Origin of the sequence: Streptomyces sp. NPDC058796 (assembly GCF_042745235.1) — a bacterium.
Taxonomy (GTDB): Bacteria; Actinomycetota; Actinomycetes; order Streptomycetales; family Streptomycetaceae; genus Streptomyces.
The window spans coordinates 1-25,424 of sequence record NZ_JBHYOP010000016.1; the positions used below are offsets into that span (position 1 = coordinate 1).

Below are 25,424 nucleotides of genomic sequence, written 5' to 3' on the forward strand. Positions count from 1 at the left end.
TGGGCGCCACCTTGGACGGGTCCGCGACCTCCGGCATGCCCGTGGTGGTGTGCGCGGTGGTCTGTGCGGTCGTCGTCGCCATGATGTGCCCTCCCTGTTCTGATTGCCCGCTCACGGTCGGGCGTCTCCGCGGCTACCCCCTGCACGGGAACGTATGCACGGAAGCGGAGCTCTTTCCTGAGCCAGGGTCCACCACGGTCCGGGGGGCGGTTGCGTGGTCGGGCCGGAGGCTGCCCGTGTTCACTCTGAGCGGTCGGGCGTTCGCAGCGCCAGCATCGCCACATCGTCGTCGTTGTCCTCGGGGCGGACCTGCTCCAGCAGCGAGTCGCAGAACGAACCCAGGGGGCGGTGGGCCAGAGATGCCGCGTGCCGGCGCAACCGTTCCAGTCCGCGGTCGATGGAGCGGTGCGGGGACTCGACCAGGCCGTCGGTGTAGAGAAGGAGCGTTGTGCGGGGCGGCAGCACGGTGACCGCGTTGGGCCGGGGTCTTCTGACTCCCGTCCCCAGGAGGATGCCGTGGGCGTCTTCGAGGTAGTTGGCCTGGCCGTCGTGGCTGACAAGCAGCGGCGGAGGGTGCCCCGCATTGGTCCAGTGCAGTCGCCACAGCCCGTCGTGCCCGAGGGCGAGCGTGGCGAGGATGATGGTTGCCGTCGGCACTTCGGCGATGTGCTTCACGGCTTCGTCCAGTTGGGTGACGACGACGCTGGGCGCGGCCCGGGGCTGGGACCAGGCGAAGGCGCGGAGCATGTTGCGGACCTGGGCCATCCCTGCCGCGGCGTCCAGGTCGTGCCCGACGACGTCGCCGATGACCAGGGCGTGCGAACTGTCGGTCAGAGCGAAGGCGTCGTACCAGTCACCGCCGACGGACGAGGCGTGTGGAGCCGGCACGTACCGCACGGCCATGTCGACGCCGGGAACGGTGGGGAGCTGGGGCAACAGGTGCCGTTGCATCGTCTCGGCGACCTTGCGCTGGCGCTGGTACAGGCGCGCGTTGTCGAGCGCCAGCCCCGCACGCCGGGTGATGTCCTCCAACAGCGGGAGGTCGGCGGCGGTGAAAGGCGCGGGCCGCTGGGAGCGGCCCAGGGTCAGCGCCCCAAGGGTGTCGCGGAGCCCCCGGATGGGCGCGATGACTGCGGAGTGTATGCCTGTCTCGGCGAACAGGCGCCGCTGTTCCACCGCAATGCCCGAATCGGGAGGGCCCTGGTAGATGGCGGGGCCGGCGAGAGAGGAGGCAGCACCGCGCAGCGCCCGCGACAAGGGCATGGGCGACTCCTCGGGAACGGGCGGCATGGGCCCCTGCAGGTCCTCGTGTCCGATCAGGGTGCCGTCCTTGTACTCCACCACCAGGGCGCGCCGCACCTCGTCCCGCTCGGCGATCAGATCGATCACCGCCCAGTCCGCGAGTCGGGGCACCGTCAGGACCGCCAGCCGGTGCAGGGCCTCGTCCGTGTCCAGGGTGGACGTCAGCCGCGTCGTCGTCTCGGCCAGCAGGGTCAGGCGGTCCAGCTCCGTCATGCCCTCCGGGGCCCCGACGAGGTCCTCCTCGGGTGTGCTCTGTTCCCGTCCGTACAGCAGGACCAGAGCGCCCGTGTTCCGGTGTCCGGACGAGTACGGTGCGACGCACCAGGCCAGCCGGACGAGTACGCCGTCCCCGCGGGCGAACCAGTCCAGGTCACCGTGCTCGGTTCGCCGGTCGCGCAGTGCCTTGCCGGACCGGCAGTGCGTGCGGGGTGGGATGCCTCCGTGGCTGTCCCGGTGCAGCAGGTCATGGATGTCTTGCCCGACGAAGTCCTCACGGCCGCGGCGCAGCAGGCTTTCGGCCGCTCCGTTGACGGAGAGGATGACGCCGTCGTTGTCGACGGTGAGGGCAGCCGCCTGAACGTCCTCCAGGGACGGGGCGGGCACGCGGTCGGGCCGTGGTCGGTGCCCGGGTGTGGAAGCATCCCCGGGACCGGCACTGGTTACGTCCATGGCCCTCCTCGTCGGGACAGACGCGCTCGACCTTCCCGAGAAGGTACCCGATGGCGGTCGGGTACAGCGATGACGAACTGCTGCTGCTCGGGGGCCGACGTCTGCGTCCCGCACAGCCAGTATGCGCCGCCCCCGTCGGCACAGCGGCGAGGGCCTTTCCTGATCGATCTCCGGCACGAGTCCCGAGGCTACCGACCGGTTCGAGGAGGGCCACGTCCGCGGGCCCCACGCACACGTAGCCCGGGAACGTCCGTCGGAACCCCGGCCTGTGGAGAGGTCGCTGACGTTCCCAGGATCCGCGGCTGTGCACGCAGGTCCAGGGACGGGCCTTCGAGCCCCGCCGAACCGCTCGAACCACAGGCTCATGCCTTCATGAGCTCGGTGATCTCCGGGGCGGTCTTCTTCGGATACGCGCGGTCACCCCCCTCCCGCTCCCGGGCGCCGAGCGGCTTGCCCTCCTTGGGCGACTACGAACGGCGGCTCGTACAGGGCCAGGCGGTCGATGCTCAATCCGGCGGCGGCCGCCCGCAGGGCGAGGGCCGCTCCGGAGGGCGAGCCGGACAGCGACGCCGATCCGCCGACGTGTTCGATGGAAGCGCTGATGGTCTTCGATCTCGAGATCGGGGGTGTAGCCGTCGGCGTCACCGCTGCCGCCACGTCCTCGCCGGTCGTAGTTCGCGGGGCATCGGTTCCGGCTGACTGCTCTCGGGCTGTTGACATACGCGTTTCTCCTGACGCGCAAGGATGAGCTGCTCGTCATCTGCCTTGCCGCTCGTGGGACTTCCACGAGACAGCAGACTCAGCGGTGCTCGACAGCTCAGAATGCGCCCCTGCGTATCCCGGAGTGCCGGCCCGTGAGCTTCCGCGCCCACTGGGCCGATCGCCGCCGGCCGTACCGGATCCGATACGCACGCCGTGCTCTGCCACCGGGGACAGGTCGCCCGTGCTCCGCCCGCGCGGCTCCCGGGACGGCCGGAACCAGTGGCGGACCAGACGCCTGAGATTGAGGCCCGTCAGTCCCGGTTGAGGAGCGGAGGCCGCCTCCTGAGTCTGAGAAGTCTTGGGGCGGTCAGAGGCCGACAGCGCCCGAGCGAGCATGGTCCCTCACGGGTTCGGGGAAGAGGCCGGGTCTCACGCCGATGTGCTGTCTGTCCTGTTGCGTCGCTGCTTGATGCGTTCGAGCCGTGCGCGGCGTGCGAGACGCTCGCGGCCCTCCCGGCGCCCGCCGATCATCGCGATGACGGCCGACGCGGGAAGGAGGAGGCTGCCCGCACCGCCGATGAGGATGAGGATCCAGGCGTCGGTGACGGCTTCGGCGGTATGCTCCGCAGCCACTTCCTGCGGGGTGCCGCTACCGCTCATGACGACACACTTCTCGAAGGCGGGATCGCAGCCATGAGGGCCGGCGTCGTCGAGCTGCGTGATTCCGAACACGAGCAGCGCGATAGCTGCGACTTGCCACGCGAGCACGGCCAGGGCCGCGGGTATCACCTTCGTCCACATGATGCTCACCCCGCCTCTCGCCCGCACCGACCCGCGGACACCTGGTCTCGGTCCCGCGCGTTGCCCACTGAACGTACCCGCTCCAGCCCCTGCCGCGTAGACGAATTATGCCCCCGCAATCCGCGAAGGTCGCCTGTGCACACACTGGCTTCCCTGGCGCGGACCGCGATGCGGCCGCACCCGTGTGCGGGGCGCCTTCGGTCAAGGCCGGCTCGATCGGTGGGCAGCTGGATGCTGGTGAGCCAGATCTGTCCGGCCGCTCATTGCCGTAAGGCCGCGCTGCGGTGGTCGTTCAGGTTGTCCCAGATCAGCAAGATGGGGCCGCCGAGTTGGAGGTGGGCCCGTACGATCAGGTCGCGGTAGTCCTGTCAGCGGAAGCCGCGGTGATCGCCACGCAGGTGTCCCTGGACGCGCGGCCGACAGCTCAGCCGGCTGCGTTCGCCGGTCTTGTAGCAGGCCAGGGCGGCCAGTGTGATGCGTGCTCGTGAGCCGTTGAATCCTACTGTGGAAGCGGGCCCGCGAGCAGCCCACGGGCGGCTGCGGTGTGACGTCATCGAGACGACGGCCTGGTCCTCGAAGACGAGCCAGGCCCCGAGCGCCGCGGCGGTGGCTTTGCCGATGGCCACGTCTCCTTGGTTCATCAGGTGACTGCCGACTCGTTGCGCTCGTCGACCCGTCGACCCGTCGACCCGTCGGGCCGACTGGCGGCATGACCAGCCGTGTGAGCACAGCAGCTCCCACACGCCACGGACGGACAACCGGAGTCCCGTCACGTGCGCGATGAGCAACTGAACGCGTCACAGCGTCAACCGCTCGTCCGGCCACCCGGGGAAGACGAAAGCGGGGTCGCCGCGCTGCCGATCGAGGCAGTCGTCGCCCACTGACTTGAGAACGTCCCCGCCCTCGTCGTCAGTCAGGGGACGGCCGAACCGTCCGGCAATGCCACTACCTGGCGCACCCTCGCCCACGTCCTCGACGTGCGTCAAGCCCGGTGCTCTGCAACACCCACACCCCACCGAGCGGCCACGGCGCACCGCCTGACCAACCAGCCACGCCCTGGGGTCCGCGTCGCGGCAGATCATCCGAAGAGACGAGAGGGAATTGCACCTGCGTACGTGCTCCCGCCCACGGTTTCGCGAGTGACGGGCCGTGGGCGGGAAGCCTGGACGTCATCGCGCCGACTTGGCGTGCCACCTGACACAGTCTGCGTATGCGTTCCCACCCACTCGCCTGGACGGCAGCTCTCCCACCGTGGCTGTCACGGTCCCGCGGGCCATGATCGCAATGAGGGCGCGTGTCAATGCGACGTGGTGGCCGGCCGGATGGGCGGGCCTCACTCCCACACGACCACACTGCGCCGTACGGGCACCGTCGCGGGGTCGGAGGCGAAGAGTTCCGGGGAGCGGCTACGGATGCGCTCGATGTCGTGGAAGACGGCGCGAAGGTGATCGCGCATGTGGCTGCGAGCCCCTGAGATGTCGCCGACGGTGATGGCGGCGAAGATCTCGTGATGCTGGTCGGCGAAGACGCTCGGGGACTCGTGTCCGTGCAGGCCGAGGCGGCGGGCCCGGTCAAGGTGGCCCTTGGCGGCGGCGACGGTGGCCCAGGCGTTGCCGTGGCCACTCAGCCGCATCAGATCACGGTGGAAGGCCTCGTCCAGAGCGAAGAACTCCTCGCGGTCGAGACCGGTGCGACGCTGGCGCTGCAGGTTGTTCCGTAGTTCCTCGACCGTCTCGGGGTCGAGCTGCTCGGGCAGGTCCTCGAGGGAGGCGAGTTCCACCGCTTCGCGCAGGAACTGTGCATCGGCGACCTGGGCGGCGTCGACGCGCGAGACGAACGACCCGATCTTCGGAAAGACCTGGACGAGTCCCTCTTGGGCGAGGAGGATCAGGCTCTCCCGCACCGGGGTGCGGCTAACGCCGAGTGAGGCGGCCAGTTCGTTCTCCGACAGGGCGGCGCCCGGGGCGAGTTCCAGGGTCAGGACCATCTGGCGCAGCTTGAGGTAGATGTCGCGCCGACTGGTCCGTCGCCCGTTCGATTGAGCCATGCACACATCCTACGTACCGGACGAAGGGTCTTGCCCCTCTGTGCGACAGATGCTTGTATACAAGCACTGCACGACAGGATGGAGCTGCAAGTGAGCAAGATCGAGCGGGCTGAGGTGCTCGTCTCGTCCCCTGGTCGCACGTTCGTCACGCTGCGCATCACCACCACCGACGGAGTCACCGGACTCGGAGACGCCACGCTCAATGGGCGGGAGCTGGCCGTCGCCAGCTACCTTCGGGACCACGTGGCCCCCCTGCTCATCGGTCGCGACCCCGCCCGCATCGAGGACATGTGGCAGTACCTCTACAAGGGCGCCTACTGGCGCCGCGGCCCGGTGACGATGTCAGCGGTCTCTGCCGTCGACACCGCGCTGTGGGACATCAAGGGCAAGGTGGCGGGTCTGCCCGTCTACCAGCTCCTCGGCGGCCGTTCCCGTGACGGTGTGCTGGTCTACTCGCACGCCAGCGGCACCGATGTGCCCTCCCTCCTCGACGACGTCGAGCACCACCTGGCACTGGGTTACCGGGCGGTGCGGGCGCAAGCAGCGGTTCCCGCCGTCGGCGGCACATACGGGGTGCGCAAGGGCAAGATCTACGAGCCGGCTTCAACCGACCTGCCCGAGGAGCAGCCCTGGGACACTGAGGCCTACCTCGGTTTCGCGCCGGAATACCTGGAGGCTGTCCGGGAGCGGTTCGGGTTCGGCTTCCACCTGCTGCACGACGTGCACCACCGGCTGACGCCGATGGAGGCCGCCCGCTTCGGCCGAAGCGTCGAGAGCTGCCGGCTGTTCTGGATGGAGGACCCAACCCCGGCGGAAAACCAAGAGTCGTTCCGACTCATCCGCGAACACACCACCACACCGATCGCGGTTGGCGAGGTGATGAACTCCATCTGGGACGTCCAGCACCTCATCACCGGGCAGCTCATCGACTACGTACGCACCAGCGTCGCACACGCGGGCGGCATCACCCACCTGCGGCGGATCTTCGACCTGGCGGCGCTGTACCACGTCCGCACCGGCTCGCACGGCGCCACCGACCTCTCACCCGTCAGCATGGCCGCCGCCGTGCATCTCGACCTCACCGTGCCGAACTTCGGCATCCAGGAGTACATGGGCCACGCGGAAGAGACCTCCGAGGTGTTCCGTTCTGGCGTCACCTTCGCCGATGGGTACCTCAACCCCTCCGACGAACCGGGCCTCGGGGTGGAGTACGACGACAAGGCCGCCGAGCGCTTCCCTTACCAACGGCGCTATCTCCCCGTGGCGCGCCGTCTCGACGGTTCGGTGCACGACTGGTGAGCACCGCACCCGCCCTTCCCCGCCTGGACCGCCGAGCGCTGTCGCGACTGGCGCCCGGCCTCCGGCCCGCCGTCGACCCGGCCGGACTGCGCCCACGCGTCGTGCACTTCGGGCTCGGCGCCTTCCACCGGGCTCACCAGGCCCTGTACACGCAGAACGCCGCCGCCGTCTCCGGCGAGCCCTGGGGCATCACCGCCGTCGCGCCCCGCTCGACCGCCACCGTCCGCGCCCTGCGGGAGCAGGACTGCCTGTACTCGGTCGTCGAGCGCCGCCCCGACGGCCACACCTGTCGCGTCGTCGGGTCTGTGATCGGCGCCCTGGCAATGGGCCCCGACGCAGAGGCTGTCGACGCGCTGCTCACCGAACCCGAGGTGAGCGTGGTGACCCTCACGGTGACCGAGAAGGGCTACCACCGGTCGGCGACGTCGGGCGGCCTGGACACGGCGGCGACACCCGTCGCCACCGATCTGGCCGCCCCGCCGGGCGCGCCGCTCACCACCGTGGTGGGCCGCCTCGCCTCGGGCCTGGCCGCCCGGATGCGGTCCGGAGCGGCCCCCGTCACCGTCGTCTCCTGCGACAACATGGCGGGCAACGGCGCCGTACTGGCCCGCGTCGTGCGCGACTTCGTCGACGCCTCGGCCTGGCCGGACCGCGAGACCGTGCTGGCCCGGCTGGACGAGGCGGTGACCTTCCCATCGACCGTCGTCGACCGGATCGTGCCCGCGACCGGCGGCGACGACCGGTCGGCCGCCCGCACCGCGCTGGGCCTCGAGGACGGCCTGACCGTGGCCGGCGAGCCCTACCGGAGCTGGGTCCTGGAGGACTCCTTCGCCGCGGTCCGGCCACCCTGGGAGCGAGACGGTGCCCTCTTCGTACCGGACGTCGGCCCGTACCAGCTCACCAAGTTGCGGCTGCTCAACGGCTCCCACTCGGCCCTGGCCCACCTGGGTCTCGCCACCGGACACGCCACCGTCGCCGACACCATGGTGACGGATTGGGGCGAACGGCTCGTCCGCGAGCTGTGCGCCGAGGTCGCGCCGACCCTGCCGACCGGAGGACCCGATCCCGAGGCGTACGCCGGTGACCTCGTCGTCCGCTTCCGCAACCCCGCGATGCACCACCAGTTGCGGCAGATCGGCTCCGACGCCTCCCTGAAGATCACCGAGCGCTGGCTGCCCGCCCTGCGCGAGCTGCGCGCGAGCGGTACGGACACACCGGTTCTCGCCCTCGCCCTCGCCGCCTGGGCACACGGCACCCGGCCCGGTGCTCCCGACCGGTCGGACCCCGCGACCGAGGCCCTTGCCTCCTGCTGGAACACCGGCCAGCGCCCGGCCGGGACGGTGAGCGCGCTGCTGCGCACCGTAGGCGCGGCGGACCTCGCCGACGACACGGCCCTCACCACCGCCGTCGCGGACCGGCTGCCCGCACTGCGCGCGGGCCACGTCGAAATCTGACCCCTCCCGCAGCCCCCACCCCTCCCCGTGTCCCCGCGCACCCCAACACCCTCACACCCACCCGTTCCCGTCCGAACAACGGAGTTCACGATGAAGGACAGCGCCGTCGCTGCGGAGCAGACGCGCCCCGCGGAGCGCACCACGGGCGATCTGGCCAGAGCCGCCGTCTCGGGCTGGCTGGGCACGGCCATGGAATTCATGGACTTCCAGCTCTACTCGCTGGCCGCCGCGATCGTCTTCAACAAGCTTTTCTTCCCCGACGTCAGCCCCGCGATCGGACTGATCGCCGCGATGGCCACCTATGGCGTCGGCTATGTCGCCAGGCTCGCCGGCGCGGTGTACTTCGGACGCATGGGCGACCGGCTCGGCCGCAAGAAGGTCCTCTACATCACCGTGCTGCTGATGGGCGCCTCGACCACCCTGATCGGCGTCCTGCCCACCTACGGCACCATCGGCATCATGGCACCGATCCTGCTGGTCGCGCTGCGGTTGGCCCAGGGCTTCGGCGCGGGCGCCGAGATCGCCGGTGCGACGGTACTCCTCGCCGAGTACGCGCCCGCCAAGCGCCGGGGCCTGATCTCTTCGCTGGTGTCACTCGGAACCAACTCCGGGACGCTGGCCGCCTCCGGGCTGTGGGCCGTACTGCTCGCCGTACTCACCGAGGACCAACTCCTGTCCTGGGGCTGGCGGCTGCCGTTCCTGCTCAGCTTCGCCATGATGCTCTTCGCCGTCTGGCTGCGCCGCGGCCTGAAGGAGAGCCCAGTCTTCGAGGAGCGCGCCGACGTCGTGGACGGTGTGGCGCTGGACCGCGACGAGGTGGAGTCGGCCATCACCGACTCGGGTGAACAGCAGGGCAGCGTACTGGCGGCCGGCGTACGGCAGCGCAAGGGCAAGGCGTTCTTCCTCGCCCTTGCGCTCCGCTTCGGCCAGGCCGGCAACTCCGGACTGATCCAGACCTTCCTCGTCGGCTACATCGCCACCAACCTCGCCGTCGACCGGTCCGTGCCCACGGACGCGATCGTGTACGGCTCGCTCGTGGGCTTCGCCACCGTGCCGTTCATCGGCCTGCTCGGCGACCGCGTCGGCCGCCGCGTGCTCTACCTGGTCGTCACCGCGCTGACCGCGGTCCTCGCCTTCCCGGTGATGCTGCTGATCACCTCCGGCACGACGCCGGGCGTGATGATCGGCATGGTGCTTGGCCTCAACGTCGGTGTGCTCGGGCTGTTCTCGCTGGAGAGCGTGACGATGGCCGAGCTCTTCGGGGCCCGCACCCGGTTCACCCAGCTCGCTCTCGCCAAGGAGATCGGCGGCATCCTCGCCACCGCAATCGGCCCCGTCCTCGCCGCCACCCTCACGGCCGTCACCGGGAGCTGGTGGCCCATCGCCGTCATGCTCATCGTCTACTCACTGATCACGTTCGTCGGCGCGTACCTCGCGCCCGAGACCCGCGGACGCGACCTGGTCCGCCTGGAGGACGCCGTATGACCACCACCACCGAGGGACGCGGAGCGCCCGCCGCGGGGAAGCGGACCATGCGTGCACTGGTGGTGCACGGCCCCGGCGACGTCCGCGTGGACGAACGGCCACTGCCGGTACCCCGACCCGGCGAGGTGCTGCTGGCCCTGGAATGGGGCGGGATCTGCGGGTCCGACATCGCCTACTGGAGGCACGGCGCGTCCGGCACGGCCGCACTCGCCCACCCGCTGGTACTCGGGCACGAAGTGGCGGGCCGGATTGCCGCTCTCGGCTCCGGCGTCACCGGGCTCGCCGAGGGACTGCCGGTGACCGTCCACCCGGCCCGACCGGTCGGTGACGGCGTACTGCCCGGGCGGATCGCAGGCCGTACCAACCTCTATCCCCACGTCCGCTACTTCGGTTCGGCGGCCTTCACCCCGCACACCGACGGCGGGTTCAGCGAGTACCGCACGGTCGACGCCGACCAGGTACGGCCGTTGCCGGACGGAGTGGACACCGAACAGGGAGCATTGGCGGAGCCGCTGGCTGTGGCCCTGCACGCTGTAGGCCGGGCCCCGTCCCTGCGAGGCCGGAGCGTCCTGGTCAACGGTGCCGGACCGATCGGCTCTCTGGTGGTGGCCGCCGCCAAGCACCGCGGCGCGGAAACCGTGGTCGCCGCCGACCTGTCGGCGGACGCGCTCGCCGTCGCCAGGGCGATGGGAGCCGACGAGACCCGCGACCTCGCGCATGGCGAGACGCTGCCCGAGGACGTGGAGGTGGTCTTCGAGGCGTCCGGCGCTCCGGCAGCGCTCGGTGCGGTCCTGCGGGCTACCGCCCGCGGCGGCACCCTCGTACAGGTCGGCAACCTACCCGGCAGCGCGGTCTCCGCCGTCCTCGGTGACCTGGTCACCCGCGAGATCACCTGGACGGGGTCGTACCGCTTCGTTGAGGAGATCGACGACGCGCTGCTCGCCCTGCGCGACGGCGTGGACGTCAGACCGCTGATCACCCACCGGTTTCCGCTGGACCGGGCGGCCGAGGCACTGTCGGTCGCCGCCGACCCGGTCACCGGGAGCAGCAAGGTGCTGCTGCGCCTGTCGGACAGGTGAGATCCGGCTCCCACCTACCTAGGCTGCGATTTACTGGCTCCGACAAAACTGCTGATCACGGGAGTGTCGGCCCTTTTGCTCGTAGGTCCGGGTATGGGGAACCGTCGGTCGCGGCCGTGGATCGTGTCGGATGAACTGTGGTCGTTGACGGAGCTGTTGCTGCCGAAACCGCGCCCGAAGAGGGTCGAGCGCAGACCGCGGGTGCCGGACCGGCGGGTCCCGTGCGGGATCCTGTTCGTCCTGCATACCGGTATCCAGTGGGAGTACCTGCTCCAGGAGCTCGGCTTCGGCTCGCGGCGGCCTGGCGGCCTGGAACGAGGCCGGCGTCTGGCCGCCAGCTCTGCGTATCCGACTTCACCCACGAAGGCGGCCGCGTCCTGACAGTGGACGAGCCAGTGCGGATCCTGCCAGGCGTGGAAACCCGGGGTACGGCGGTGACCTCGTGCAATGCGTCTTCGCTGACACCGTCGAGCCCGTGGGAGTCGGTGAATTCACCCGCGAAGCGTTCCGCTGCGCTCCCGTCTGCGATGCACCAAGAGAAGCAGTCGGCGCTGTGGGCAGGACGTCGATCAAGCGGGTGGGGCCGGCGGGCTCGGCCGAGGGCCCAGGCCCGCGGGTGCGGGGAGCAGACAGGATGACCTGCGGCTTTACTGGCGCTGCAGGCCGTTTTCAAGTACTTGCCTTGATTCTGTCAAACAGGGCATACGTGGCTCGACTTGCATCAGCCTTTGCCGAAGCGTCGGCGTTTGGAGGCCCTGCTCCGGCCGGATGGCGGACCATTCCGGGGAGCTGGGGCGGCGGTGGGTGCGTGCGGGGCTGGGCGGTGGAACAAGGTGATGCCTTCGTGGTCGGTCGGGCGCCAGGCGTGGTCGTGGGTGCGGAGTCACATCAGGGGCATGAGACCGAAAAAGATGGCAAGCAGTCCAACGAATACCCAGAGCCACCCCAGTAGTCTGATGACTGACGGCCTCCCATTCCTGCTCGCCGTGGATGCCGCCACTGATTCAGAAAGTCGGTCCCTTGCGCCGCGGCAATTAAAAATAACGGCAGAGCCGAATACGAGGACTCCAGCGCCGAAAAGAACGGCGACCCCGCCGAACGAAAGAGAGAGCAATCTCATGCTTGCACCTGAATCAGGAGAAGATTGCGAAAACTATCCCAAAAAGAGTCATGAAAACACCCAAAATGGAGGCCATTACGCCGACAGCTTTGAAGGTGCCCGGCACTTTGGTATCTCCTGGCGCGATATTGATGGGTGAAGCTGCCAGCCGGTCGCGGAACCCGCGATGGTTCGTGGCTAGCGCCAGTCCGAAGGCGAGGCATGCAAGCCCGAGGAGTAGCGGAATGACAAACATGGAGAACAGCCCTCTCATTTCTGTTGCATCGGAGGCCGCTGGCCCGAGTGCTTGCTTCTCAGGCCAGCGGCAAGGAGATGCGATTCAACTGCAGCCGAGCCGCAGCGAACAACCCCAGGTGTAGTTGAGCCCTGTCTCAACTCCTCCTTCGACGCCGGGACCCCCGCCTACCTCAGTGGCCCATACTGGCTCGCCCTTGCTGTTCCTCACCCATGATCCGTCGAGATTGAAACTGGATTCATGGCTGGCAAGACCTCCGATCCCGTAGTGCGCGGAGACTTCCTTGTCCCAGCCCCAGCCTCGGAGTTGGTCGAGCGAGTCCGCGTTACTCGTCAGTCCCGTGAGGTCTGCCGAGAGGCCCCCTCCGACCCCGGAGATCGCCGGAGAACCACTCACGCCGAGATCCCAGTCCCCGTCAGCGTTACGGCTCACCATAACGCAGCCCCCCAGAGTCCCCATCAGGACCGCTCCTCCGGAAACGCTGATGCAGGCGCCCCACGTGTTGGGCTCAGTTCCCACGCCGATAACGTCGAGCACCTTACCGAACCAGCTCTTGTTGGCCTCAGGCTTGGGCTTGGGGCCGGGGTTGGGGGCTGGGCTGCCTCCGGAGCTGGACGGGACGGTCCTCAGCCAGCCCTTGGGTGCGGGCGTGGAGGGCAGGGTGATGTTGCGGCGGCCCGGGATGCCTCCGAGGCCGGTGGGCTTCATGCCCTTCACGAGCGGGGGGCGCTTTCCGCAGCGGCAGGCGCGGACCGGTCCTTCGCTACCGCTGCTGGCCTTCTTCCCGGTGCTGACCGGAATGCCGCCCCTGCACGTGATGCCATATTTCTGCGGCTGGTTGCATTCGGGGACGCCGAGCCCGCTGGGGTCGGCGGTCGTTGCCGGGTTCTGCACGGCGTAGCTGTAGCCGTTGAGGGTTTGGCCGATGCCGATCTGCAGGAGTGGGTCGACGCTGATGAACTGGCCGATCTCCGGGTCGTACTGGCGTGCGCCGACGTGGGTGAGTCCGGTGCCGGTGTCGGTGGTCTTGCCGAGGAAGCCCTTGTCGTCAGGCCACGCCGATCCTGTGGCGGTGCCTCTGGGGGCGCCGAACGGGGTCATGTAGCGCCGGGAGTACGCCTGGTCAGTGGCGTCGATGGCAAGGGTGGCCGTGCCGTGCAGGTCATCGACCAGGTAGCTGAGCTCATTGCTGCCGCTCTCGTTGGACCGGACGGCGACGGTCACATCGCCGGAGCCGTAGCGGCGCTGGGCCCAGGCGGTGCCGTCGGCGCGCAGGTGCAGCTCCGTTGCGCCCGCGTAGAGGATGCGCTCTCCGTCCTCGGTGTCGCGGACGAGGAGGGTGCCGTCGGCCCCGTACAGGTAGTCGGTGGTCTTGCCGTCCTCGGTCAGGCTGGTCAGCTTGCCTTCCTCGGACCATGCGAGGTCCTGTGTGGCGGTTCCGTCGGGCCGGCCGGTGGTGTTGCCGGTGCTGTCGAACGTGAAGGCGCGGTCGGGGCTGGTGCAGTCCGCCGTCGTGCTGGTGCCGGTCAGGGCGTGGGGCTGACCCTCCTTCTCGTAGCAGTAGTTCCTGGTGGTGTTGCCGCCGGCGGCGTGCTCGGTCTGCGTGGTGCGCTGGCCGGCGTCGTTGTACGTGTAGCTGGTCCAGTACGGGGCTCTTCCACCCAGGCTGTGCGCGCTGCGGGTGTCGGAGCACTTCTGGGAGGCGGGCGTCCACGCTTCGGTCATGCGCCGGTGACCGTCGTAGGCGAAGCACTGGGTTTCCGCTGCTGCGGTGCCGCCGAGGGTACTGGTGTCGGCGATGGAGGTGACGTTGCCCGTCTGGTCGTAGGTGTAGGCGAGGTTCTGCAGCTTGTAGGGGTGGGTCTGGTCGGTGACGTGGCTGCCGAGGAGGCGCTTGGTGCCTTCCTCCCAGAGATTGGTGACGTACGCCTTCTTGTGCTCTTCGGTGTCGGCGGTGCCGAGGGTCAGCTGCCGGGCCTGCCCCAGGGCGGAGTAGTCGGCGTCCAGGAGGTAGCCGGTCTTGCCGACGATGGAGGTGACCTGTCCGGTGTCGGTGTACTGGTAGCCGACGACCTCGGAGGGCAGTCCGCCGAGGGCGGGTTCCTTGGTGCTCTGCAGGGTGCCGTCGATGTTGTAGTTGCCCTCGAACTGCAGGGTGGCCGGTGCCCCGGCGGTGACCAGTGGGTCAGAGTTCGGCAGGGTGAGTTCGGTGGTGGTGGGCCGGTAGAGCTTGTCGTAGGCGGTGACGGTCTTGGTGTAGGCCGTGCCGTTCTTCCCGCCGACGTAGCGGGTGCTGGCGTCCGGCTGTCCCGCGAGGAGGGTGTCGTAGGTGAAGGCGGTCAGTTGGTTGGCATCGGTCTTCGATCCGGCCCAGGTGCCGGTGATGCGGTCGAGAGCGTCGTAGGCGGTGATGACGCTCTTGCCGCGGGAGTCGGTGGTCTGGGTGAGCCGGTCCAGCTGGTCGTAGGACAGACGGGTCAGGCCCTTGTCGGGGTCGTCCGCGCTGATCCTGCGGCCGAACAGGTCGTACCCGTATGTCCACTGGGCGCCGTCGGGCCCGGTGACGCGGGTCTTCAGATCGTCCAGCGTGTACTGGAAGGTGCTGGAGGTGTACGAGGCTGTCCCTGTTCCGCCGCCGAACTGCGGGTCGGCGGGGCTCGTGCCCGCGTACTCGCGGGTTTCCACGGTCCTGCCCCGGGCGTCGATGAGGGTGCGGCTGGCCGAACCGCCCCTGAGGGCCGTGGTGGCGGTGGAGTCACCGGTATAGCTCGTGGTGGTCGACCACTTCTTCACCCCGTACACGTACAGAGTGCTGGTGGTCGGGCGCTCCGCGCCGTCGTACACCGTCTCGGTCTGTGTAGGGGCCTCGCCGTACTCGGCGCGGGTGTAGGTGCCGTTCGGCGCGGAGGTGGTGTCGAAGATGTCCGCGTACTCCTCGTAGGCCAGTCCGCGTGTGTCGTAGCGGGTGTCGGTGAGTACCCGGCCGCCGAGCGGGCTGGGGGTCTGGGTCTGCAGGGGCCGCATCATCGCGTCGTACAGCTCGTAGCTCGTGCTGTAGGTCTTGCCGTCCTTCTTCAGGGTGGAGGTGGACACCCAGGACGGTTCGCTGCTGCCGAGGTGGTACTTGAAGGTGGTGTTCGCGCTGTAGCCGGCGGCCTTGCTGCGGTTGGGCAGCCAGACCGCGGTGAGGCGGCCGAGGGCGTCGTAGGTGGACTCGGTCTTCTTGGCGTTCGCGTCGTACACGCGCACGGCCTGGCCGTGCCTGGGGTCCACGTACGTGTCCGTCACGTGGCCCTTGGGGTTGGTGACGGTCGTCTTGGTCAGCGGACCCGCGGTGGCGGGGGTGTAGCGGGTGTGAGTGGTGTTGCCGTCGGCGTCGGTGACGCCGACGGGGCGGCCGAGAGCGTCGTAGGCGGTGGTCGACGTGGTCTGCCAGCCCGAGGCCGCACGCAGCTTGTCCGGACCCGCGGTGGCGTTGTAGCCGGTGGCGCGGCCGGTCCAGGTGGCTGTGCCCTTGGTGGGCTTCTGGGAGGCTGACCAGGTGGCGGTGTCGGGGTTGTCGTAGACGGTGGCGGTGTCGGACAGGACGTCACCGCGGGTCTGGGAGTTCGCGGGCAGGCTCAGGCTGGTGTCGATGATGGAACAGGACCGGCCGACCGTGCGGGTGCGGGAGACGAGGTCGTTGATGCCGGCCGCGTCGTTGCGCGCGTACCAGGTGCGGGTGCAGGTCTCGTCGCCGCCCTTGCCGATCTCGCCGGAGTCGCCGACGGTGACGGGCATGCCGTAGTCGTCGTAGGAGGTGGCGACGGAGCGGGAGCGCCAGGCGTCGGCGGCGGACAGGTACTCATAGCTGGTGGACTTGGCGGTGCGGACGTAGCGGGCCACGTGGTCGGCGGCGCCGGGCGCGCTCTGGCGGGCGGTCTCCTTGGACCACGGGTCGGTGACCTCGACGGTGATCGGTGTCGAGCCGTTGTAGGTGACGTGCTCGCGCCGAATGCCCTGGAACTGGTCGCTGTCGGTGATGCTTGCGACGCCGACGGACGGGGAGGCGAGCGGGGTCACGGAGACGGAGCGGGTGGTGCCGTCCTTCCGCTTGTCGCCGTGCATGCCCTGCATGTAGAGGGAGACAGTCTTGGAGCGGGTGGTTTCCTTGGCGCCGGTGTGGACGGTGACCTGGCGGTAGCCGCGCCAGTCGGACCAGGTGCGTTCGTCCTTCGGGGTGAAGGGGTTGTCGCTGTGGTGCCAGGCGGCGCCGCTGTAGTCGTAGGCGTATTCGACGGCGTCGTTGTTGCCCGCCGGGTCCGAGACGACGACGGCTTCCACCCGGTACTTGTGGAACCAGTCCACCGACGCGTCCTCGGCCCCGTTGATGTTCCAGTACTGCGGGAAGCAGGAGCGGGTGTTGGCGTCTTCGGCGGCGCCCTGTACCTCGCTGCGCGTGCACTCCGGCGAGGACAAGGTCACCGTGGTGATCGATCCGGTCTCCGAGGTGACCGTGGCGATGCGGGGCCGGGTCAGCGGCAGGATGTCATCGGTGCCGTCCACCCGGTTCTCGCGCCACTGATAGGTGAACGACACCGGGGCGAGCGGGATGGCGGTGCCGCCGGCCTTGCCGGTCCGTTTGATCGACTTCAGAGTGAGGACATGGTCGGAGGTGTCACCGATGTCTCCGCCGTCCAGGTACTCCTGCGTGAAGTCCCAGGAGTCGACCGGGTCGTAGTCGCCGCCGGCGGCGTTGTAGGAGAAGGTGTCGATGCCGGTCAGGCGCTTGCGGGAGAAGAACGACGGGCCGGTGCCCAGGCAGTCGTCGTCGCCGTCGGTGCAGATGGCGTCGAAGGGGACGTCGGGCCAGTTCTTGGCCGTGTCCTTGGTCAGCGACGAGCAGTCGGACGCGGTGCACCGCTCGGCGTGGCTGAAGGTGACCTTGGCATCGGCGTCGTCGGTGAACAGCGCGCCCTTGCGCAGCCCGTACTTGATCTCCTTCAGGTAGCCGCCGCGGGTGTAGGAGGCGTTGGCGGTGGCTGCCTTGTTCTTCTTGTAGTGGTTGGTCTCCTTGGCGTACCAGTAGGTGGAGGCGTTGCCGTGGGTGTCCTCGACATAGTCGAGGTTCCACCGCCAGGCCTGGGTCAGCGCCCGGTCGCCGAAGGAGTCGCCGCTGCTGTAGCCGGGCTCACCGGAGTCGTCGCCGAAGACCGGCACCGTCCACGTCGAGTTCGTGCGCTGGCTGCCGGCGCCGTCGAGCTTGTTCTTGCCGAAGACGTACCTGGTGCCGTCGCCGGTGATGACGGTCCAGTACTCGCCGTTGTCGTCACCGTTGTCGGCGCCGGTGGAGCGGGTCACCGTGGAGGCGTCGTCGTTCGCCAGCCGCCAGGTGCTCTCCGCGTCGCCCGACTTCACCAGGCGGGTGGCCTTGCCGTTCAGGACCAGCTGGGCGTTGTCGTACTTCCAGCATCGGTCGTTGGCCTTGTCGTGGCCGTCGTCGTCGCAGGAGCCGTAGGACCGCTCGATGTAGGACTCGGTCACGCTGAAGCCCTCACCGACCGCGCTGCCCTGGTTGTTGGTGGTGGCGGTGCGGCCGTCGACGCTGCCCGAGTCGTACGACAGGGCCAGCTCCGGTGTCGGCCCGGCCGCCGCGGGCGGCATGCTGATGTCGTAGTTCCAGGTGAACGAACCGGAGTTGTCCCCTGCCTCCCAGGACGAGGACTCCGAGAGCTCGGTGGCCGAGTAGTCGCCGGCGCCGGACGGGGACGCGCCCGCTCCCGACGCGGTGGCGGTCACCGCGAACACCGCGGTCTGCGTGGAGGCCGCCGCCCGCGCCAGCTGAGCCGAAGGACCGGCGTCGGTCTCGGCCAGCTGGACAGCGGCCGTGAGGGTCTGCTGAGCGCGGTCGTTGTCCGACGTCAACGGAGTGGTGGTACGGCACGCCGCCTTGTCCGGCGTGTCCAGCACACAGCCGGGAAGGCGGACAAGGTGCAGCCGGTCGGCCCAGTCGCCGCCGACCGCAGAGGCGAAGCTGCTGTAGTCGATGCTGAGCTGGGCCCGCCCCGCCTCGTCGGCTTCGGCGGTCAGCAGTACGCCAGTAATGCCGGCCTTCTCGGCGGCTTGCTGGCCAAGGACATGGATACGGGCTTCGGTGCCGGACGCGGCGCTGTTCTTGCCTCCGGACGGGCTGACGGTGACGGGGAGGCCGCCCGGGTTGGCCCTGCCGTGCTTGCCGGCACCGAGTTCGACGATCGCCTCGCCCCCTTGCGGCCAGGCCGCCGCCCGCTGCTCGTCCTTCGACCGTCGAGCGCGCTCAGCGTCCGCCTTCTTGCCCTGAGCGACCTTCGCGCGGGCCTTCCGAGCTCCCGGGCCTTCGGTCTCCTTGACCTTGCTCACTCGCTGACTAGGAAGATCCGGTCGGCCGAGCCCGCCCTCAGCGGCCTGCGCAACGGGGGCCAGCCCGGTGGGGACGGCGAGTGCCAGTGCCAGGACGGCCGCCACGGTTGCACCGCGTCCTCTGCGCCGATCCCGTCTCTTTGTCGTGCCTATGCCAATAGCCATGTTTATCCGTTCCGCCTGCGCTCTCCGGCGTCGTCTGGGTCGGCAAGTGGTGTGCTGGAGCGTCGGGTGTGGCGCCGGCCTGGCCGGCGCCACACCCGGCATGCGGTGGTCAGTCGCCGATGCGGTGGTCGATCTGATCGCTGCTGGCCATCGCACCCGCCCACAGCCGGACCTCGTTGATGCGTGCCGGCAGGTAGTGCTTCCACGCGCCGCCGGTGAATCCCTTGCCGACGGCGAAGTCCCCGCTGCCCAGCGCAATCGTGTACGCCTGGGTTCCGCCGTTCTGGACGTGGCTGAGGTAGAGGCTGATCGTTCCGTTCAACGAGTTGTAGATGCCGGTCAGGCGCACCGGGCTGTCGATGGCTGCGACATCGTCGGACACCACCGAGGAGAAGGTGCCGTCGGCCTTGAGCCGGCCGAAGTGCCACTTGCCGACCGGGACCGTGTGTTCTTCCCGGTTGTCGTCGAGGTAGGTGTCCTTGCCGGTCAGTTCGAACCAGAAGCCCCATGCGGAGCCGTCAGCCGTGCGTTGCCCCAGGACCTGGCCGGTGTAGCCGATGTCCTTGGCCAGCAGTTTGGCCCCGTCGAGCTGGACCGAGGTCGACACGGTGAAGGAGCTGTGGTCATACACCAGCGGCCCGGCTGTGGTGGCGGCGTCGTCGACCCCGTCCAGGACGATCGATTCCCCGTCGGTCGACGCGCCTCCCTCGAGCGTGAGGGTCTTGCCGTAACCGGAGGTGGTGTCGGTGATCGTGGAACCGCTTCCGCGCGCGGCCGACCAGTCGGCGACCAGCTCGGCGCCCGCGAAGCCCTCCGAGGTCAGCAGTTGGGCTTCGTCGGCGATCTCCTGCGAGGTCAGCACGCGCTGCCACACCGCGACTTCGTCGATCGAGCCCGGGAAGTAGAATGCCGGGCCGCTGCTGAGTTGGTGACGACCGAAGTCCAACGGTGCGGTCGACGGCCAGGAGCCCTCGACTGTTATGGTGCCGCCTTGTCTGCGGCCGTCGACGTAGAAGTTGAGTTCCTTCTTCGCCGGGTCGTACGTGCCCGCCAGATGTGTCCATACGCCGGCCTGCGCCGGATAGACCGCTGACCTGCCGAAGTACCAGTCCTTTTCACCGGCCTTGCGTACACCGAAGAACCAGGTCTTGTATCCGGGGTCGTAGTAGAAGATGAAGGGACTGCTCACACCGTCCCTTGACGACAGCACGGCCGCCTTGCTGTCCAGGCTGTCCGCCCGAACCCAAGCGGACAGCGTGTAGGCCGACCGGGTCTCCAGCACCGGCCCACCGGTGGCGGCGTACCCGGTACTGCCGTCGAGGGACAGCCCCTTGTCCGTGATCGCTGTCTCCAGCGGCTGTCCTTCGGCGTCATGGGTGATCAGCCCACGACGCCCGCGGTCATCACGAACCGCGCTCCCTCCCAGGGCCGCGTCGTCCTTTCCGTCCGCCGTCGCGGCGTCCACGGCGGCTCCGCTCGCCTCGTCGAAGTGCCACCGCCCGATGGGCCCCTCGCCCGCAGCCACCAGGAAGTCGACGACATTCTGCGCGCCCCAGCGGCCGACGTCGTCCTTCGCCCGGACATACACGCTGTAGGTGCCGGAACGTTCCGGCGTGACCTTCTGCGTAACCGAGGCGCCCTTGAGTTCACTCGACCAGATGTCATCCGAAGACAGCTTGTACTGGTAGGAGACGTTGTTCGCGTCCCCGGTCGCGGCGGCGAAGGAGAGGGTCGCGGGCTGGTTGGGCCCGCCGCCCGGAGCACATGCGGTGGCCGTGCACACGCTGTACGGTTCCCCGACGGTGACCTTGGGTGCCTTGGGCGCGGTGGAATCCACCTTGAAGTAGCACCAGCCGGAGGTGCTGCTCGACAGATGGCTCTTACCGGCGTTGTAGAACGAGTGCGTCCACGCCTGGTAGCGGTACAACTTGCCGTCGGTCAGCGTCGACCAGGTGAGGGTGACGGACTTGCCGTCCGCGATGTATCCGGACGAGGGCCGGACCGATCCGTTGCCGGGAGTGGTGTCCGTCCACGTGCCGTCCGCGTTCTTGTGATCGAGGTCGAAGTAGACCCGCAGCTGCGCCTCCTTCTCGCCCCCGGCCTTGGTCTGGGCGTACGCCCGCAGCGTCGGGGTCGGGTCCGAGACAACCGCTGGATCAGCTTCCGACCGCTCGCAGACAGCGCCGGAGCCGGTCATCAGCGCGACACCGGTCGGCTTGTCCGGAAGCCCCACGAAGTCCACGGCGAGTACCGCGTCGTTGCGGAACCGCTTCCACGCCGAGGTGTCCGACTCGTCGTGGGCGCGGATCTCGAGTGTGAGCCGCGAGAACTTGCCCGCCGCGAAGTTCTGCACGGTCGGGGTGAGGTTCTCGTTGGTCTCCTCCGGATTGTCGTTGAACTCGATCGGGGCGTCCGGCGAGTCCGGGTCGCACAGGGAGCCACGGCCGGCAGACACGTACCGGTCGCCCATCCAGTCCAGTTCCTTGGGCCGTGAGGACCAGGTGGTGGAGGAGGAGATGTTGTTCGTGCGGACCAGGTCCACCCAACGGGGGCTGCACTGGAACGCCCACGGCTCAGTCACCCGGAACGTGGCGTCCAGGACCTTCTTGCCCTTCAAACTGGCCGGCGAGAACTCGAAGTACAGCCGCTGTACGTACCCCGGCCCGCAGTAGTAGCCGCTCCAGGAGCCGCACTTGCCGGCTCCCTTACCAAGGTTGTCGCTGCCGTTGCCCCAGCCGTAGGACTCGTAGCCGTCGCTGCGCAGCAGCGTCCGCTCCGACTCGCCCCAGGTGATGGTGGGATCGATGAACAACGGAAAGGCCGACGCGTCCGTGCCGGCCAGCATCTGCGCGTCCGGCACAACCGTCAGCGCGTCCTCGGTCACCTGGACGTCCATGCGGGCGACCGTGTCGCCCTGCCCCGGCTCCAAGCCCGTGCCCGAGGCCGCACTCTCCGCCGGATCCGCGGGCTCGGGCTGCTCCGCATCCACCCGCAGGAGCTGCGTCTTCGGCTCCGGAGTACCCTGGCCCGCCGAGTCCCACATCTGCGCCGGCGGCGCCCTGAACACGGCCTGTCCGTCGTCGTCCAGCGCGGCGAGATTGCCGGCGGCGCCCTCCACCACGTCCAGGCCGTCAGACTTGAGGCCGAAGGTGAGCTCGCTCAGCTCTTCGCTCCCGGCTGCCTCGGGCGTCTTCACAACCAGAACCTGCTGGAAGCTCTCGACCGTCGCGGTCACCTTCAGATCGACGCCCGGCAGCACCTCGGGGTACAGGGCGCTGGAGCCGTCCAGCTGAGGCTCGGGGAGGGAACCCGGCCAGTCAAGTTCCAGCCACCGGCCCTGCTCCTCGATCCGCGCCAGCGACGTGTCTCCACCACCGGAGAAGGACATGTCCGCAGAGGCCGCCTTCGGCCCCACCGAGCCATCGGACCGCGTCTCCAGCGTGGGATCGGGTGCCTGCCAGCCGCCACCGGGCTTCGCCACCCGCACCGGCACCGACGACTCCTCCAGCGTGAACGTCGAACCGTCCGGGTTGGCGAAGACCGTGGTCCGCTCCCCGCGCTCCGTGGTCACCTCCACCCGCTGGCCGGATTGCTGGGCCGCCTGGAGGGCCTTGTGCCCCTCCGACAACGGCACATCGGCCGCATCGTCACCGACCGCGGAAGCCACCGGGCCAGGAACGAGAGCCGCGACCACCGCCGCACACACGACCGCGGTCATGCCCGCGGCGGCCCTGCGGTCACGTCTTCTGCCAGGCCTCCCAGCCCGGACCTTCGGTGCGGGCAGCACTTCTCGCCCACCTGGCAACCGAGTCCACATCCTTGCCACACCCCGCCCACAAGATTCACAAAGTAGCCAGGAGTAACTAACGCCCCACCAGAGCGACAGGTCAACAGGAAGGAAACGGACAACAACACGCCAAGTTCTGGAAGGCCATGTGAGGAACCCGACGTTTAAGCAGGGTTGTACGGCAAGGCGACACACTTTCGCATCCATGCCGACACGCCAAGATCAACGACACGACTCACCCTTACTCCGCCCTGCCGTGCCCGGCCACTCCTCCCAAGGCCGTATGCGTTCTGCGGGACGCCCCCTCATCGACCGGGCCGGGTCACGCTGTCGGTCGTCCGCAATGAGAGACGGCGGAGTCCCAGCCCCAGCGCGGGAAGCGTGGGGCCGGCCGACGGGGAGGCGCTCGGCACCCTGTCGCCCTCCAGCGGCGCGCCGTTCCCCTTGCGGCATCAACTGCCGCTTCCACTTCGGCACGATCGACTGCACCTTCGTGCTCGCCGGCGACTACGAAATCGTCGAGCCTTGCCCCCTGGGCCGGGAACTGACGCCTTCCCTGGCCGCCTGTGCGAGCACATCACTCTGCGGGCCCCGCTGGAGGAGGCGGTGGGCCAGGCGAGGCTCTCGGTCGCTCCCGCGGGGGACTCACCACCGAAATCCACCTTGCGCCGCGCAGGGCCACTGCCCCCCCCCGTTGGCCCTGCTCATCACGCCGGGGCAGCGGGCACCGGCGTTCGGCGTGGACGGCCTCGCCAACCCTCCGTAGGCTGGCGATTGTCTACGAAGGGGGCCGGGTGAACGGCAATCCGCTGTACCACGGGATAATGCTGGCGGTGTCCACGGCGCTCCTGCTGCCTGTGCCGGTGGCGATACTGGCGGGGTGGACACCGCCGTGGTTGCGCAAGCGACAGGCCGGGGTGCGGCTTCGCGCCTACGGCATTCTGAGTATCTACGCCCTCATGCTCGTCAACGGCGTCCCCCGGATCGCCGATGCCTCATTCGAGACGGTCATGGTCTGCATGACCGTCGGTTTCGGCTTCATCGCTGCCGCTACGGTCCTGTTCCTGCTCTCGGCACGCAAGGATTCAGTCGCCCGGACAGCTGGCCCAGTCGAACCCCTTGAAGGCTGAGAGACAGCTTGCTCGCCTGCCGCGTAACGGGTTGGTCGGGCTACTGGATTGTTGAACTCGGCCCGTGCGGCGGCGAGTGCGGCGAACAACTCCGCCGGCGTACGGGCCGGACCTTGGTCTTCGGGAGCCTGCTGGGGGATATCCAGCAGCCGGTAAGCCGTAAGTCCTCTCAGATCATCGGTGCCTGTGCCTTGCTGGAAGAGGTGCGGGGCTCGCTGAGGTCCATCGCAGCGATCGCCTCCCTACTCGGGTAGCCGTGGCGCATCGGCCACGTGGGGTAGGAGGGTGATGGCAGGGTTGCAGTCGCCGAACACGACGCGGCGGCTTTGCGGACTTGTCTCGATCAAAATGAGTCCGGTGGGCGGCAGTGATTGGATTTGGGCCGGCTCCACCGTGAATTCGTAGACGCGAGATACTGTCTCGCCGCGCGTCACGGACTTGTCGGTCGAACTGTTGACGGAGTTTTGCCAGCTAGTCGACCATCCGCCCGTCTCGCTGTCACCTCCGCCGTAGCTGTGGGACCGCCCCGTGGAGTGTGATTCGCCGACCTGCCGTGTCAGCTGGTTCATCACGAATCTGTGTCCCTGTCCGATGAATTCGGCAGCGGCTTTGGCTTCCTCGGCGTTCCCCAGTCTCATGAGGACCGTCGCGCTGTCCTGACCGCCCAGAAGCGGTCGGATGTCCTCACGCACATGTGTCATGAGAAGCATGAGTCGGACGCCCGCGATGCGCGCCTGGCGAGCCATGGCCTCCAGAGCGGGACGTCCCAAGTGCTCCGCGCCGGCGATCACCAAGGTGCCGGCGTTTGCGGGGACCCGGCCTCGGCGAAGCTGATGCAGGACCAGGAAGAAGACGACGCGGTCCATGACGTCCTTGCGACGCTCGGTCACATCGTGCGTGGAGAGGATGGTCAACTGCCCGGGGACCAGCCATTGGTCCGGGGCGGGAACGGCAATGGGGTTCTGCTGGGCGCGGGCCAGCAAACGAATCACGTCATACAGGAAACGCAGCTCGTTCTGGATCCGCTCGCTCTGCCCGACAACGTCAATGGCCGTGGTGAGCCTGTCCAGCTCACTGGGCGTCAGTGGTTCCGGTGCGTGGTCGGATTCGTGGACGCGCAGGAGGACCTCCAGTCCGGAAGCGATCCGGCCGTAGGTGACCGGCGCGTCCAGCCGCTCGAGCACGGAGTGCAGGATGCCGGCGTCCGTCGCGCGCAAGTCGACGTCGGCCCCCTCCGGTCGCAGCGTGGACAGGGCCTCCGCCAGCACCTCGGCCAGTTCCTCCGCGGTCAGTCCCCACGACAGGTCAGGAGGCACGAGGCGGGAGGGCAGCTCTACCCGCGCCACCGGCACCCGTTGTACATCCGCCAAGGCCGCCAGCTCTCGCCCCACCGTCTGATGACTGAGGTCGAGGAGCCACAGTCCCTTTCCGTTGGCGAGGAGAGACCCTCCCAGAGTCGCCAGGAGAGCCGCCCACCCATCCGCCGTGCCGCCATAGACATCGACCCGACGCGGGCGGGACACGAGGTGAACCGGAAACCACCGCAACGCCTCGTCGGCCCGCCGCCGCTCCGCGGCGTCGTGCGCGAGGACATCCCTCTTCCAACGCTCGAACGCGGCTTCGTGAGCCGATCTGAGTTCTTCCCGTTCCTGCTTCGCAACCGATGCCTTCCACTTGTGTGCAAGATAGGGAGCGACGCGCATGATGAGGATTATCACGGCAGGGATCCAGGCCACGGCAGCAACAAAAGGGCTTCCCAATACCGCGAATA

14 protein-coding genes and 3 pseudogenes are annotated in these 25,424 nt (G+C 68.7%); 8 read left to right on the top strand and 9 right to left on the bottom strand.

The genetic code is table 11. The features are described 5' to 3' along the window. Nucleotides 1-240 precede the first annotated feature (240 nt). The 5 genes and pseudogenes from ACFW47_RS31655 to ACFW47_RS31675 all read right to left on the bottom strand — a co-directional run bounded on the left by ACFW47_RS31655 (nucleotide 241) and on the right by ACFW47_RS31675 (nucleotide 5,521). Nucleotides 241-1,971, bottom strand: a complete 1,731-nt coding sequence (locus ACFW47_RS31655; protein ID WP_386307835.1) for a SpoIIE family protein phosphatase — start codon at nucleotides 1,969-1,971, stop codon at nucleotides 241-243. A gap of 456 nt (nucleotides 1,972-2,427) precedes the next feature. Then, nucleotides 2,428-2,647: pseudogene (locus tag ACFW47_RS31660) on the bottom strand (alpha/beta hydrolase); the annotation flags it as partial. Between the two features lie 455 nt (nucleotides 2,648-3,102). Beyond that, complete coding sequence (locus ACFW47_RS31665; protein ID WP_386288754.1) at nucleotides 3,103-3,474, bottom strand: hypothetical protein; 372 nt, start codon at nucleotides 3,472-3,474, stop codon at nucleotides 3,103-3,105. 368 nt (nucleotides 3,475-3,842) lie between these two features. Further along, entirely contained in the window at nucleotides 3,843-4,100 is a 258-nt protein-coding gene (locus ACFW47_RS31670; RefSeq protein WP_386307837.1) for a hypothetical protein, read from the bottom strand. A gap of 707 nt (nucleotides 4,101-4,807) precedes the next feature. Further along, on the bottom strand, nucleotides 4,808-5,521 hold the full coding sequence (locus ACFW47_RS31675; protein ID WP_386288757.1) for a GntR family transcriptional regulator: 714 nt from the start codon (nucleotides 5,519-5,521) through the stop codon (nucleotides 4,808-4,810). Between the two features lie 78 nt (nucleotides 5,522-5,599). Here ACFW47_RS31675 and manD point away from each other — a divergent pair, with 78 nt between their 5' ends. From manD to ACFW47_RS31700, 5 genes are all read left to right on the top strand, one after another. After that, nucleotides 5,600-6,820: a D-mannonate dehydratase ManD gene (gene manD, locus ACFW47_RS31680; RefSeq protein WP_386288759.1), complete on the top strand. Its 1,221-nt coding sequence runs from the start codon at nucleotides 5,600-5,602 to the stop codon at nucleotides 6,818-6,820. Then, a complete protein-coding gene (locus tag ACFW47_RS31685; protein WP_386307838.1) occupies nucleotides 6,817-8,274 on the top strand; it encodes a mannitol dehydrogenase family protein in 1,458 nt (485 codons plus the stop codon). The genes manD and ACFW47_RS31685 overlap by 4 nt, the downstream gene beginning before the upstream one ends. Before the next feature lie 90 nt (nucleotides 8,275-8,364). After that, nucleotides 8,365-9,759 (top strand): MFS transporter, encoded by a 1,395-nt coding sequence (locus tag ACFW47_RS31690; protein WP_386307840.1) that lies wholly within the window; start codon nucleotides 8,365-8,367, stop codon nucleotides 9,757-9,759. Then, a complete protein-coding gene (locus ACFW47_RS31695) occupies nucleotides 9,756-10,838 on the top strand; it encodes an L-idonate 5-dehydrogenase (RefSeq protein WP_386307842.1) in 1,083 nt (360 codons plus the stop codon). Before ACFW47_RS31690 ends, ACFW47_RS31695 begins: the two co-directional genes overlap by 4 nt. A gap of 93 nt (nucleotides 10,839-10,931) precedes the next feature. After that, nucleotides 10,932-11,219: a transposase gene (locus tag ACFW47_RS31700; protein WP_386307843.1), complete on the top strand. Its 288-nt coding sequence runs from the start codon at nucleotides 10,932-10,934 to the stop codon at nucleotides 11,217-11,219. A 5-nt stretch (nucleotides 11,220-11,224) separates the two neighbouring features. Here ACFW47_RS31700 and ACFW47_RS31705 read toward each other — a convergent pair. Next, a pseudogene (locus tag ACFW47_RS31705) lies at nucleotides 11,225-11,511 on the bottom strand (CbrC family protein); the annotation flags it as partial. A gap of 283 nt (nucleotides 11,512-11,794) precedes the next feature. Here ACFW47_RS31705 and ACFW47_RS31710 point away from each other — a divergent pair. Continuing rightward, nucleotides 11,795-12,097: a hypothetical protein gene (locus ACFW47_RS31710; protein ID WP_386288769.1), complete on the top strand. Its 303-nt coding sequence runs from the start codon at nucleotides 11,795-11,797 to the stop codon at nucleotides 12,095-12,097. Between the two features lie 180 nt (nucleotides 12,098-12,277). Here ACFW47_RS31710 and ACFW47_RS31715 read toward each other — a convergent pair whose 3' ends face one another. Together ACFW47_RS31715 and ACFW47_RS31720 are read right to left on the bottom strand one after the other, a co-directional pair. Beyond that, the gene (locus ACFW47_RS31715) at nucleotides 12,278-18,736 is read right to left on the bottom strand and encodes an RHS repeat-associated core domain-containing protein (protein WP_386307845.1); all 6,459 of its coding nucleotides are present in this window, start codon (nucleotides 18,734-18,736) and stop codon (nucleotides 12,278-12,280) included. Nucleotides 18,737-18,845: 109 nt separating this feature from the next. Continuing rightward, on the bottom strand, nucleotides 18,846-22,454 hold the full coding sequence (locus tag ACFW47_RS31720; protein ID WP_386307846.1) for a LamG-like jellyroll fold domain-containing protein: 3,609 nt from the start codon (nucleotides 22,452-22,454) through the stop codon (nucleotides 18,846-18,848). A 635-nt stretch (nucleotides 22,455-23,089) separates the two neighbouring features. On the opposite strand from ACFW47_RS31720, the pseudogene ACFW47_RS31725 reads away from it, so the two are divergent. Next, nucleotides 23,090-23,191: pseudogene (locus ACFW47_RS31725) on the top strand (IS5/IS1182 family transposase); the annotation flags it as partial. A gap of 126 nt (nucleotides 23,192-23,317) precedes the next feature. Beyond that, nucleotides 23,318-23,653, top strand: a complete 336-nt coding sequence (locus ACFW47_RS31730) for a hypothetical protein (RefSeq protein ID WP_386307910.1) — start codon at nucleotides 23,318-23,320, stop codon at nucleotides 23,651-23,653. Between the two features lie 242 nt (nucleotides 23,654-23,895). Here the strand turns inward: ACFW47_RS31730 and ACFW47_RS31735 are convergent, their stop codons facing one another. Further along, complete coding sequence (locus ACFW47_RS31735; RefSeq protein WP_386307847.1) at nucleotides 23,896-25,356, bottom strand: hypothetical protein; 1,461 nt, start codon at nucleotides 25,354-25,356, stop codon at nucleotides 23,896-23,898. Between the last annotated feature and the right edge of the window lie 68 nt (nucleotides 25,357-25,424).

Bases quoted from the DNA above. Each gene is read 5' to 3' on its own strand.
- ACFW47_RS31720 (WP_386307846.1), bottom strand. From the start codon at position 22,454: ATGACCGCGGTCGTGTGTGCGGCGGTGGTCGCGGCTCTCGTTCCTGGC.
- ACFW47_RS31690 (WP_386307840.1), top strand. From the start codon at position 8,365: ATGAAGGACAGCGCCGTCGCTGCGGAGCAGACGCGCCCCGCGGAGCGC.
- ACFW47_RS31710 (WP_386288769.1), top strand. From the start codon at position 11,795: ATGACTGACGGCCTCCCATTCCTGCTCGCCGTGGATGCCGCCACTGAT.
- manD (WP_386288759.1), top strand. From the start codon at position 5,600: ATGGAGCTGCAAGTGAGCAAGATCGAGCGGGCTGAGGTGCTCGTCTCG.
- ACFW47_RS31735 (WP_386307847.1), bottom strand. From the start codon at position 25,356: ATGCGCGTCGCTCCCTATCTTGCACACAAGTGGAAGGCATCGGTTGCG.
- ACFW47_RS31695 (WP_386307842.1), top strand. From the start codon at position 9,756: ATGACCACCACCACCGAGGGACGCGGAGCGCCCGCCGCGGGGAAGCGG.
- ACFW47_RS31675 (WP_386288757.1), bottom strand. From the start codon at position 5,521: ATGGCTCAATCGAACGGGCGACGGACCAGTCGGCGCGACATCTACCTC.
- ACFW47_RS31665 (WP_386288754.1), bottom strand. From the start codon at position 3,474: ATGTGGACGAAGGTGATACCCGCGGCCCTGGCCGTGCTCGCGTGGCAA.
- ACFW47_RS31700 (WP_386307843.1), top strand. From the start codon at position 10,932: ATGGGGAACCGTCGGTCGCGGCCGTGGATCGTGTCGGATGAACTGTGG.
- ACFW47_RS31715 (WP_386307845.1), bottom strand. From the start codon at position 18,736: ATGGCTATTGGCATAGGCACGACAAAGAGACGGGATCGGCGCAGAGGA.
- ACFW47_RS31655 (WP_386307835.1), bottom strand. From the start codon at position 1,971: ATGGACGTAACCAGTGCCGGTCCCGGGGATGCTTCCACACCCGGGCAC.